The 10,938-nt window shown below is 71.0% G+C and carries 10 protein-coding genes; 8 read left to right on the top strand and 2 right to left on the bottom strand.

Features of this window, described 5'->3' with window-relative positions:
* Positions 1-10: 10 nt before the first annotated feature.
* Positions 11-454, bottom strand: coding sequence for a hypothetical protein (locus EYA84_RS32510; RefSeq protein ID WP_161594992.1), 444 nt, complete (start codon positions 452-454; stop codon positions 11-13).
* Positions 455-974: 520 nt separating this feature from the next.
* Here EYA84_RS32510 and pdhA point away from each other — a divergent pair.
* The 8 genes from pdhA to EYA84_RS17470 all read left to right on the top strand — a co-directional run bounded on the left by pdhA (position 975) and on the right by EYA84_RS17470 (position 7,668).
* A complete protein-coding gene (gene pdhA / locus EYA84_RS17500) occupies positions 975-2,150 on the top strand; it encodes a pyruvate dehydrogenase (acetyl-transferring) E1 component subunit alpha (RefSeq protein ID WP_131054131.1) in 1,176 nt (391 codons plus the stop codon).
* Positions 2,150-3,139, top strand: coding sequence for an alpha-ketoacid dehydrogenase subunit beta (locus EYA84_RS17495; RefSeq protein ID WP_131054130.1), 990 nt, complete (start codon positions 2,150-2,152; stop codon positions 3,137-3,139). The genes pdhA and EYA84_RS17495 overlap by 1 nt, the downstream gene beginning before the upstream one ends.
* A 5-nt stretch (positions 3,140-3,144) precedes the next feature.
* Positions 3,145-4,599, top strand: a complete 1,455-nt coding sequence (locus EYA84_RS17490; protein ID WP_131054134.1) for a dihydrolipoamide acetyltransferase family protein — start codon at positions 3,145-3,147, stop codon at positions 4,597-4,599.
* A gap of 212 nt (positions 4,600-4,811) precedes the next feature.
* Positions 4,812-4,949 carry a hypothetical protein gene (locus EYA84_RS32995; RefSeq protein WP_162854370.1) on the top strand — a complete coding sequence of 46 codons (138 nt, stop codon included), beginning with the start codon at positions 4,812-4,814 and terminating at the stop codon, positions 4,947-4,949.
* 341 nt (positions 4,950-5,290) lie between these two features.
* Positions 5,291-6,181 (top strand): hypothetical protein, encoded by an 891-nt coding sequence (locus tag EYA84_RS33520; protein WP_236145820.1) that lies wholly within the window; start codon positions 5,291-5,293, stop codon positions 6,179-6,181.
* A 47-nt stretch (positions 6,182-6,228) separates the two neighbouring features.
* Positions 6,229-6,690, top strand: a complete 462-nt coding sequence (locus EYA84_RS17480) for a roadblock/LC7 domain-containing protein (protein ID WP_201272410.1) — start codon at positions 6,229-6,231, stop codon at positions 6,688-6,690.
* A 5-nt stretch (positions 6,691-6,695) separates the two neighbouring features.
* Complete coding sequence (locus tag EYA84_RS17475) at positions 6,696-7,082, top strand: DUF742 domain-containing protein (RefSeq protein ID WP_131054129.1); 387 nt, start codon at positions 6,696-6,698, stop codon at positions 7,080-7,082.
* Positions 7,063-7,668 carry an ATP/GTP-binding protein gene (locus EYA84_RS17470; protein WP_131054128.1) on the top strand — a complete coding sequence of 202 codons (606 nt, stop codon included), beginning with the start codon at positions 7,063-7,065 and terminating at the stop codon, positions 7,666-7,668. Before EYA84_RS17475 ends, EYA84_RS17470 begins: the two co-directional genes overlap by 20 nt.
* 78 nt (positions 7,669-7,746) lie before the next feature.
* Here EYA84_RS17470 and EYA84_RS17465 read toward each other — a convergent pair whose 3' ends face one another.
* Entirely contained in the window at positions 7,747-10,602 is a 2,856-nt protein-coding gene (locus tag EYA84_RS17465; protein WP_131054127.1) for an aconitate hydratase, read from the bottom strand.
* Positions 10,603-10,938 lie beyond the last annotated feature (336 nt).

The following is a 10,938-nucleotide window of genomic DNA, read 5'->3' as shown; positions in this document are numbered from 1 at the left end:
AGATCTACACCTACGCCGTCGTCGTCAGCGTCCGATGTGTATACGAGACAGGTTGTGGCGCGAACGGCAGGGCGGCCGGCATCGGGAGCCGATCCGGCCCGGGGTCGCCCGGCGGGGTGGTCGGGCCGACCGACGGCAGCGCGGGTACCCCGGTCGTCGGGGTGCCGGCGGGCGGCGGCGGGATCACCACCGGGCCGACCGAGGGCGTCGGGATGAACGGCGGCGTGCTGCTGCCCGGCAGTGCGGTGCTGCCGACCGTCGCCGAGCCGGTGCTGATCGCGGCCAGCACCGGCATCGAGGCCGTCCCGGCGAGCAGCGCCACGGTCAGTAGGTAACCCCGCGTCGGCGTTGCGGCTCGCGCGGCACGGTGGGCGCCCACCACCCGGCGGTAGCCGCCGGGTGCCCGGTGCCGGCCGAGGATCGGCCCCCCGGGCCCCTCACCTGGTTCGGACACCACGCACTCCTCGTCGTCGACCCCTGGCCGGGGCCGTCGACGCGGCCCCGGCGGACCGCCTGAGCTGCTTCGGAGGCCCGCGCGACCAGCGTGGTTCAGTGACTCTGCGTCAGCCAACCCCACACCGCGTGTCGACACGCTTATCTGCCCGAATGGTGGCAAACCATCACCGGATCGGTCGCGCGTCGTTCGACCCGGCACTCCGGTATTTCAGGTAACGAAGCGGACCCGTCCTGAGACGCGGGGCAGGTGGAGTGTGGGACGACTCACCTCTGATGCGAATATGGAGCCACGACGGCAGCGCAGCCGGGACCTCCGCGCACCCACGCGGTAGGCGCGACTGGGCGTCGGCGCTCCCGAACCGGGTTCGGTCAAGAATCCGGCTCACGCCGCGCGGCAACCCCCACCGGGGCTGAGCGTGGCCGCCAGGAACCGATCCCGGCACCAGCCGGGGCCGGCGCACGAGTCGCGCGGCCGGGTGACCCCCCGGTGCCGACGCAGACACGACAGGGAGAGACGGATGGCAAAGGGCGACCCCGGGGCCGGCCCCCGCGGCCGGCGAGCCGCACCCCGATCCAGGAAAGCCGCGACCGGCGACCCGGAACTCGTACAACTGCTCACCCCCGAGGGTGCGCGCGTCGACAGTGTGACCGGCCCGGACGGCGTCGAGTACCGCGTCGACTTCACCGACGAGGAGTACCGCGGCCTCTATCGCGACCTCGTGCTGGTGCGGAAGCTGGACGCCGAGGCGACGGCCCTGCAACGTCAGGGCGAGTTGGGCATCTGGGCGAGCCTGCTCGGCCAGGAGGCGGCCCAGGTCGGCTCCGGTCGGGCGCTGCGCACCCAGGACATGGCATTCCCGACCTACCGCGAGCACGGCGTGCTCTATTGCCGGGGCATCGACCCGATCATGCCGCTGAGCCTGTTCCGGGGAGTCGACCAGGGCGGCTGGGACCCGAACGAGTTCAAGTTCAACATGTACACGATCGTCATCGGGGCGCAGACCCTGCACGCGACCGGGTACGCCATGGGCGTCGCGATGGACGGCAAGACCGGCACCGACGACGGCGAGGCGGTCATCGCGTACTTCGGTGACGGCGCCACCAGCCAGGGCGACGTCAACGAGTCGTTCGTCTGGGCCGGCGTGTTCAACGCCCCGCTGGTGTTCTTCTGCCAGAACAACCAGTACGCCATCTCCGAGCCGCTGGAACGGCAGACCCGCATCCCCCTGTACCGGCGCGCCGCCGGCTTCGGCTTCCCCGGCATCCGGGTGGACGGCAACGACGTGCTGGCCACGTACGCGGTGACCCGGCACGCGCTGGACAACGCCCGGCACGGGCAGGGCCCGAGCCTGATCGAGGCGTACACCTACCGGATGGGGGCGCACACCACCTCCGACGACCCGACCCGCTACCGGATCGCCAGCGAGGTCGAGGCCTGGCAGGCCAAGGACCCGATCGCCCGGGTGAAGGCCTTCCTGGAGCGCGAGCAGATCGCCGACGCCGGCTTCTTCACCGAGGTCGACGAGCAGGCCCGTCGCGAGGCCGTGGATCTGCGGGAGCGGGTGCTGGCCATGCCGGACCCGGAGCCCACCACGCTCTTCGAGCACGTCTACCCCAACGGTTCGCCGCTGCTGGACGAGCAGCGTGCGGAGTTCAGCCGGTACCTGGAGTCGTTCGAGGGGAGCGCGCACTGATGGCCACGGAGACGCTCACCCTCGGCAAGGCCCTCAACACCGGTCTGCGCCGCGCCCTGGAGAACGACCCGAAGGTCGTCATCATGGGCGAGGACGTCGGCAAGCTCGGCGGCGTCTTCCGGATCACCGACGGATTGCAGAAGGACTTCGGCGACCAGCGGGTCATCGACACCCCGCTGGCCGAGTCGGGCATCATCGGCACCGCGGTCGGTCTGGCCATCCGCGGCTACCGCCCGGTCTGCGAGATCCAGTTCGACGGCTTCGTCTACCCGGCGTACGACCAGATCGTGTCGCAGGTGGCGAAGATGCACTACCGCTCGCGCGGCAAGCTGAACATCCCGATGGTGATCCGGATCCCGTTCGGCGGCGGCATCGGCGCGGTGGAGCACCACTCGGAGTCGCCCGAGGCGTACTTCGCGCACACCGCCGGGCTGAAGGTCGTCTCCTGCGCCAACCCGCAGGACGCGTACGTGATGATCCAGCAGGCCGTCGCCTCGGACGACCCGATCGTGTTCCTGGAGCCGAAGCGGCGCTACTGGGAGAAGGGGCAGGTCGACCTGGACGCCCCGCTGTCCGAGGCGTACCCGCTGCACTCGGCGCGGGTGGTCCGGTCCGGCAGCCACGTCACCCTGCTCGCGTACGGCCCGATGGTGCGGACCTGCCTGGACGCGGCGACCGCCGCCGCCGAGGACGGCCGCGAGCTGGAGGTCATCGACCTGCGCACGCTCTCCCCGCTGGACCTCGGCGTGGTGTACGAGTCGGTGCGGCGCACCGGCCGCGCGGTGGTGGTGCACGAGGCACCGTCCAACGTGGGCCTCGGCGCGGAGATCGCGGCTCGGATCACGGAGGAGTGCTTCTACTCACTGGAGTCCCCGGTGCTGCGGGTTGCCGGCTTCGACACCCCCTACCCGGCGGCCCGGGTGGAGGAGGACTACCTTCCCGACCTCGACCGGGTGCTCGACGCCGTCGACCGCTCCTTCGGCTGGTGAGCGACATGTCCCGGATCAAGGAGTTCAACCTGCCCGACCTGGGCGAGGGCCTGACCGAGGGCGAGATCCTCGGCTGGCTGGTCAAGGTGGGCGACACCATCGAGCTGAACCAGCCGATCGTCGAGGTGGAGACCGCCAAGGCGGCGGTGGAGATCCCGGCGAAGTGGGCCGGTCAGGTGCACGCGATCTTCCACCCGGAGGGCACCACGGTCGAGGTCGGTGCGCCGATCATCGCGATCGACACCGACCCGGGCGCCGGGCCGATCGCGTCCTCGACGACCGGCGCGCCCGCCGACGACCTGCCCACCCCCTCGGCGGCCTCGCTGGCCGCCGTCGAGGTGGCACCCGCCGAGGGCGCGGTGGAACCGGGCCTGATCGGCGGCCCGGCACCGGGCGGCCGGACCGCCGTCCTGGTCGGATACGGCCCACGGACCACCACGGCCAAACGCCGTCCCCGCAAGGGCGTCGTCCCGGCGCAGGCCACCGCCGCCCCGGTCGCACCGGCACCGGTCACGCCCGTGGCGGCTCCGGTGGCGCCGGCCCCGACGGTGAACGGCAACGGTCGGCTCGCGGGTGCGGTGCTGGCCAAGCCGCCGGTGCGCAAACTCGCCAAGGACCTCGGCGTGGACCTCGCCACCCTGACCGGGTCCGGGCCGTCGGGTTCGATCACCCGCGAGGACGTGCAGCGGGCGGCGGCACCGGCCGCGGCGGAGCCGCTCACGGTCAGCGCCCCGGGCACGGCGGCGGCGAGCTTCGGCGCCGACCGCGAGCAGCGCATCCCGGTCAAGGGGGTACGCAAGCTCACCGCCGAGAACATGTCCCGGTCCGCGTTCACCGCACCGCACGTCACGGAGTTCCTGACCGTGGACGTGACCCGGGCGATGAAGGCGCTGGACCGGCTGCGCGGGCGGCGGGAGTGGCGGGACGTACGCGTCTCGCCGTTGCTGCTGGTCGCCAAGGCGGTGCTGCTGGCGGTCAAGCGGCACCCGATGGTCAACTCGACGTGGGCCGGTGACGAGATCGTCGTCAAGGAGTACGTCAACCTCGGTATCGCGGCGGCCACCGAGCGGGGCCTGATCGTCCCGAACGTCAAGGACGCCGGTCGACTCACGCTGCGCGAGCTGGCCGACGCGTTGACCGGCCTGGTGCAGACCGCCAAGGCCGGGAAGACCTCGCCGGCCGACATGTCCGGCGGCACCCTGACCATCACCAACGTCGGCGTGTTCGGGGTGGACACCGGTACGCCGATCCTGCCGCCGGGTGAGTCGGCGATCCTGGCCTTCGGTGCGGTCCGGGAGATGCCCTGGGTGCACAAGGGCAAGGTCAAGCCGCGTCTGGTCACCACGCTCGGCCTCTCCTTCGACCACCGCATCATCGACGGTGAGCTGGGTTCGAAGTTCCTGCGCGACATCGGCGACTTCCTCGCCGACCCGGAGGCGGCGCTGCTCGCCTGGACCTGATCGGCGCCACGACGGCCGGTGTGCCACGGGTGAACGCCCGGCACACCGGCCGTTGCCGTTGGTTGACGAAACCCTCTTCACAGAAGGCAGTCGACCTATGATTCGTAGGCTGGTGGCTCAGCTCACCTTCTAATCGCTGGAATTTGCGCCCTGCGTGCGGTTGAATAGAGGCATCGAGGGGCCGACAACCGAATAGCAGGAGGAGAACCCCCATGAGCATGATCGAGCGAATCCGTAGCCGCCGCGACGCCAGCCGCCGCGCCCGTGCCATCGAGCGGGCCCTGCGTTCGGCCAACTCGCCCGCGGTCCGTGACGAGATCCTCGTCATCGCCCAGCGTCACATGCACTGACGCCACACGACGTTAACCACCTCCTCCAGATCGACGACCCGCCCGGGTGACCCGGGCGGGTCGTCGGCGTTCGACCGGCCATTGACACCGGGATACCGCCCCGCCGCAGCGCCCGGTACGGTGGGGCACGGTCGTCGTCCACGGCCGAGAGAGGTCGAGGCGATAGAAGCACCTCGACACCGATCGACAACGGACGGTGACGACGAACGCTCCCCGGGAGCCCATCGGCGGCCACCGGGATACGGTGCGGGGAGCCGGCACGGCCGGCACGCCGGCACCGCCGGCTGCCCTGCCGAGACCATCGGCGACGGCGGCCGACATGTGATGGAGGAGGGGCACACATGACGTCCGAGGGCCCGCACCGCCCCGGCCAGGAGCCGGACGAGGCGCCGCCGGGCGGCGGACCGGCGCCATACGGCGACCGATCGGCTCAGCCGGACGGCGGGTACGGCGCAACCGCCCCCGACCTCGGCTGGGCACCCCCACCGCCCGCGCGACCCGACGCACCCGCGCCTTCCTGGGCGAACCAGCAGGGCACCCAGTGGGGCAGCGCGCAGGCGACCCGACAGGCGGACTCCCCGCCCCCCGGCAACTGGGACCAGGCTCAGCAGCAGTGGCCGGGCCAGGCCGAGCAGGCCCCACCGGCCTGGGCGACGCCCGCCGCGCAGTCCACTCCGGACCAGCCCGCCTGGGCCACCGGCGGACAGCCGAACCCGGCCTGGGGCGCCCCCGCCACATCGGACGCCCCCCAACAGCCGGAGTGGACGCCCCAGCAGCCCGCGCCCCACCAGCCCACGTCCGGGCAGCCCGACTGGGCCACCGCCCAACCGACCTCCGGCCAGCCGACCTCCGGCCCGGCCAACGGCTGGGGTGCCGGTCAGCAGCCGGAGTGGGCCACCACGCCACGAGGCGACGACCACACTCCGGGCTGGGCCGCCACGGCGACCCCGCCCGAGCCGGGTACGTCGACGACGGCCGAGTCCGACCTGGGACGTACCGAGTCGGGCCTGCCGGTCCGGGTACGGCAGGCCAGTCTCGCCCCGGCGCTGCGCGACGAGCCCGGGGCGGCCGACGCCGGCGAGGACGTGATCCGCGAACCAGAACAGGTTCGCCGCATGATGAGTTCGTACCAGACGGGCACCCGGCGCGGACGCTCCGACGCCGCTAGGTTGCTCGATGGGGGCCGGCGTGCCGAGGACGGGTCCGACGGCGCCGACCAACAGGCGACCTGATCCGCGTCGCTGGCCCGTCATACCAGGTCAGCGCTGATCAGGCCCAGATGAGCACGGCGAAGAGCCGGGGAGAAGAGGACGACGAAGTGGCGCAGAAGACGGCTTCGAGTGCCGACCTGACGTGGTTGCTGGACGACCTCGTCGGCCGGGTCAAGCAGGCCGAACATGCGGTGGCGCTGTCCGCCGACGGTCTGCTGATGGCCTCGTCGCAGGGGCTCAGCCGCGACGACGGCGAGCACCTGGCGGCGATGGCAGCCGGCATCCAGAGCCTGGCCCGCGGCGCGGGCAAGCGGTTCGGTGGCGGGCAGGTCCAGCAGACAATCATCGAGATGCAGTCGTCCTTCCTGTTCGTCACAGCCGCCGGCCGCAACGCCTGTCTCGCGGTGCTGGCCACCGAGGACGCCGACGTGGGTCTGATCGCCTACGAGATGGCGATGCTGGTCACCAGGGTCGGCAAGTACGTGGCGTCGCCGTCCCGGTCCGTCGAGCAGACCGGCGGGGAGAAGTAACCCGGATGACGGTGCAGGGAGAGTCCGCGGACCACCAGTGGGTGGACGACCACGCCGGTCCGGTTGTCCGTCCGTACGCGGTGACCGGCGGCCGGGCCCGTCCGGTCACCGGCACGTTCGACCTGATCTCCCTGGTGACGGCGACCCGCACGGACGTCTCCCCGGAGATCGGGCTTGGCCCGGAACACCTGGCGATCGTCGGCCTGTGTCAGCGGATTCAGTCCGTGGCCGAGATCGCGGCACACCTGGACCTGCCGGTGGGCACCGTGCGGGTCCTGCTCGGCGATCTGGTGGCGCGCAGCCTGGTGCGGATTCGCGAGCCGCACACCACCGTCGGCATACCCGATCACAGCATTTTCGAGGCGGTTATCAATGGACTACGGGCACTCTGAGCGGCCGCCGGGAGCGGTCGCCCTGCCCACAGCGATCAAGATCCTGATCGCCGGCGGCTTCGGGGTCGGCAAGACCACGCTGGTCGGGGCGGTCAGCGAGACGCGCCCGCTGCGGACCGAGGAGGTCCTGACCGAGACGGGGGTCGGCATCGACGACCTCTCCGGCGTCGAGGCGAAGCAGACCACCACGGTGGCGATGGACTTCGGCCGGATCACGGTCAGCGAGGACCTGGTGCTGTACCTGTTCGGCACACCGGGTCAGGACCGGTTCTGGTTCGTCTGGGACGAACTGGCGCTCGGTGCCATCGGCGCGGTGGTGCTGGCGGACACCCGCCGGCTGGCCGACTGCTTCCCCTCCATCGACTACTTCGAGGGGCGGGGTACGCCGTTCCTGGTCGCGGTGAACTGCTTCGAGGGGTCGCGCTCGTACCGCCTCGACGAGGTGCAGGCCGCGCTGAACCTCGATCCCGAGGTGCCGGTGCTGCTCTGCGACGCCCGCAACCGGGAGTCGGTCAAGGAGGTGCTGATCACCGTGGTGGAGCACGCGATGAAGATCCGGGAGGCCCGTGGTCGCGCCGTCGGGTGACGGCGGGCCCAGCGCCCTCGGTCGGACGAACGAAGGGCTCCCTCCCCGTCGGGGAGGGAGCCCTTCGACATTCGTCGCCTAGCTGGCGATCATGCGCCGCAGCACGTACTGCAGGATGCCGCCGTGCCGGTAGTAGTCCGCCTCACCCGGGGTGTCGATCCGCACCACCGCGTCGAACTCCACGCCGCTGTCGGTGGAGACCCGCACGGTACGCGGAGTCGAGCCGTCGTTGAGCGCGGTGACACCGGTGATGGTGAACGTCTCGGTGCCGCTCAGCCCCAGCGACTCGGCGCTCTCGCCGGTCGGGAACTGCAACGGCAGCACCCCCATGCCGATCAGGTTCGAGCGGTGGATCCGCTCGTACGACTCGGCGATGACCGCCTTGACGCCCAGCAGCATGGTGCCCTTGGCCGCCCAGTCCCGGGACGAGCCCGAGCCGTACTCCTTGCCGGCCAGGATGACCAGCGGGATGCCGGCCTCCTGGTAGGCCACCGAGGCGTCGTAGATCGAGGTCTGCTCGCCGGTGAGGTGGTTGACGGTGAAGCCGCCCTCCACCCCCGGGACGAGTTGGTTACGCAGCCGGATGTTGGCGAAGGTGCCCCGGATCATCACCTCGTGGTTGCCCCGGCGCGAGCCGTACGAGTTGAACTCGTGGCGCGGCACGCCGTGCCCGGCCAGGTACTCGCCGGCGGGGGAGTCGGCCTTGATGGAGCCGGCCGGGGAGATGTGGTCGGTGGTCACCGAGTCACCCAGCTTGGCCAGCACCCGCGCCGGACCGATGTCGGAGACCGTCTGCGGCTGCGGCGCCATGCCCTCGAAGTACGGGGGCTTGCGCACGTAGGTGGACTCGCCGTCCCAGGCGAAGGTGTCCCCGGTCGGGGTCGGCAGCGACTGCCAGCGCTCGTCACCGGCGAAGACGTCGGCGTACGCGGAGCTGAACCCGCCGGCACCGATCGCCGAGGCGATGACGTCCTGGATCTCGGCGCTGCTCGGCCAGATGTCGCGCAGGTAGACCGGCTGGCCCGTGTTGTCCTCGCCGATCGGCTCGTTGGCCAGGTCGATGTCCATCGTGCCGGCGAGGGCGTACGCCACCACCAGCGGCGGGGACGCCAGGTAGTTCATCTTGACGTCGGGGTTGATCCGGCCTTCGAAGTTGCGGTTGCCGGAGAGCACCGACACCACGGCCAGGTCGGCCTCGTTCACCGCTGCGGAGACCTCCTCCGGCAGTGGACCGGAGTTGCCGATGCAGGTGGTGCAGCCGTAGCCGACCAGGTGGAAGCCGAGCTTCTCCAGGTACGGCGTGAGGCCGGCCCGCTCGTAGTAGTCCATGACGACCTTCGAGCCCGGCGCGAGGGTGGTCTTCACCCACGGCTTGCGGTTCAGGCCCTTGTCCACCGCGTTGCGGGCGAGCAGCGCCGCACCGATCATCACCTGCGGGTTGGAGGTGTTGGTGCAGGAGGTGATGGCGGCGATCACGACCGCGCCGTGGTCCAGCTCGTACTCGTTGCCGTCGGCGCCGGTGACCCGGATCGGGTTACTGGCCCGCCCGCCGGAGCCGACCGCGGCGGTCGCCAGGTCACGCGGGGCATCGGCCGGGTCGTTGACCGCGTTGGCCGGGGCGTCGCTGGCCGGGAAGGACTCGGCGCTGGCCTCGTCCGCCGGGCCCGCCGTGCCGAAGGGCTTGTCCTGCTGCGGCACGCCGGGGCGGCGGCCCGGGTCGCCACCGGTCTCGTCGGCCGCGACGTAGTCGGTGAGCGCGGCGCGGAACAGCGTCTTGGCGCTGCCCAGTGGCACCCGGTCCTGCGGACGCTTGGGTCCGGCGAGCGAGGGCTCGATGGTGCCCAGGTCCAGCTCCAGCTGCTCGGAGTAGTGCGGCTCGGCGGACGGGTCGTGCCAGATGCCCTGCTCCTTGGCGTACGCCTCGACCAGCGCGACCTGCTGCGGGTCCCGGCCGGTCAGCTCCAGGTAGCGGATGGTCTCCGCGTCGATCGGGAAGATCGCGACGGTGGAGCCGTACTCCGGGGACATGTTGCCGATGGTGGCCCGGTTGGCCAGCGGCACGGCGCTCACGCCGGGGCCGTAGAACTCGACGAACTTGCCGACCACGCCGTGCTTGCGCAGCATCTCGGTGATGGTCAGCACCAGGTCGGTGGCGGTGGTGCCGGCCGGCATCTCGCCGGAGAGCTTGAAGCCCACCACGCGGGGGATCAGCATGCTGACCGGCTGGCCCAGCATGGCCGCCTCGGCCTCGATGCCGCCGACGCCCCAGCCGAGTACGCCCAGGCCGTTGACCATGGTGGTGTGCGAGTCGGTGCCGACGACGGTGTCCGGGTACGCCTGGCCACCGCGCTCCATGATCGTGCGTGCCAGGTACTCGATGTTGACCTGGTGCACGATGCCGGTGCCGGGCGGCACCACCTTGAACTCGTTGAACGCGCTCTGCCCCCAGCGCAGGAACTGGTAGCGCTCCTTGTTGCGCGAGTACTCCAGCTCGACGTTGCGCTCGAAGGCGTCCTCACGGCCGAACAGGTCGGCGATGACCGAGTGGTCGATGACCAGCTCGGCGGGGGCGAGCGGGTTCACCTTGGTGGGGTCGCCGCCGAGGTCCCGCACGGCCTCACGCATGGTGGCCAGGTCGACCACGCACGGTACGCCGGTGAAGTCCTGCATCAGCACCCGGGCCGGGGTGAACTGGATCTCGACGTTGGGGTCCGCGGTCGGGTCCCACGAACCGAGCTGACGGATGTGGTCGGCGGTGATGTTCGCGCCGTCCTCGGTCCGCAGCAGGTTCTCCAGCAGGATCTTCAGGCTGTAGGGGAGCCGTTCGTGGCCCTCCACCTGGCTGATCTTGAAAATCTCGTAGCTCGCGTCTCCGACGCGTAGCTGGGTCTTCGCACCGAAGGTGTCGAGGCTCGCCACGTCGTACTCCTTCACACCAGCGACCGTGAGTAGTCCTGAGCAGTCTGTCGCACCGGCCGGAGGGCCGCCGTGGTTAGGCAACACTTACCGCCGAATACGCGCTGTCAACAAAACCGTACGTCCGTCTTGCTATGAGTGCAACCCGTCGATCACGGAGTGGACGTTAGGAAGGGCCCCCTGCTATGCGCGAGGCGTTAGCAGGGGGCCCTTGCTTGCATCGCCGTGGTGTCAGTGGGTGGTGGCGTAGCCGCGGGTGGCGATCCAGTTGGCGAGGTCGTTGATGTGGAGGTCGTAGCGGGCGTGGTCGGGGTTGGCGGAGTCGGCGATGGTGACGGTGTTGCCGTTGTCGGT

The sequence above is a fragment of the Verrucosispora sp. SN26_14.1 genome (genome assembly GCF_004307965.1).
Lineage (GTDB): Bacteria > Actinomycetota > Actinomycetes > Mycobacteriales > Micromonosporaceae > Micromonospora.
The sequence above is the reverse complement of the archived record's forward strand: the minus strand, read 5'-3'. Positions and strand labels throughout refer to the sequence as shown.

Excerpts from the sequence above, each read along its gene's own strand:
- pdhA (WP_131054131.1), top strand. The coding sequence starts at position 975 with ATGGCAAAGGGCGACCCCGGGGCCGGCCCCCGCGGCCGGCGAGCCGCA.
- EYA84_RS17495 (WP_131054130.1), top strand. The coding sequence starts at position 2,150 with ATGGCCACGGAGACGCTCACCCTCGGCAAGGCCCTCAACACCGGTCTG.
- EYA84_RS17490 (WP_131054134.1), top strand. The coding sequence starts at position 3,145 with ATGTCCCGGATCAAGGAGTTCAACCTGCCCGACCTGGGCGAGGGCCTG.
- EYA84_RS32995 (WP_162854370.1), top strand. The coding sequence starts at position 4,812 with ATGAGCATGATCGAGCGAATCCGTAGCCGCCGCGACGCCAGCCGCCGC.
- EYA84_RS33520 (WP_236145820.1), top strand. The coding sequence starts at position 5,291 with ATGACGTCCGAGGGCCCGCACCGCCCCGGCCAGGAGCCGGACGAGGCG.
- EYA84_RS17480 (WP_201272410.1), top strand. The coding sequence starts at position 6,229 with ATGAGCACGGCGAAGAGCCGGGGAGAAGAGGACGACGAAGTGGCGCAG.
- EYA84_RS17475 (WP_131054129.1), top strand. The coding sequence starts at position 6,696 with ATGACGGTGCAGGGAGAGTCCGCGGACCACCAGTGGGTGGACGACCAC.
- EYA84_RS17470 (WP_131054128.1), top strand. The coding sequence starts at position 7,063 with ATGGACTACGGGCACTCTGAGCGGCCGCCGGGAGCGGTCGCCCTGCCC.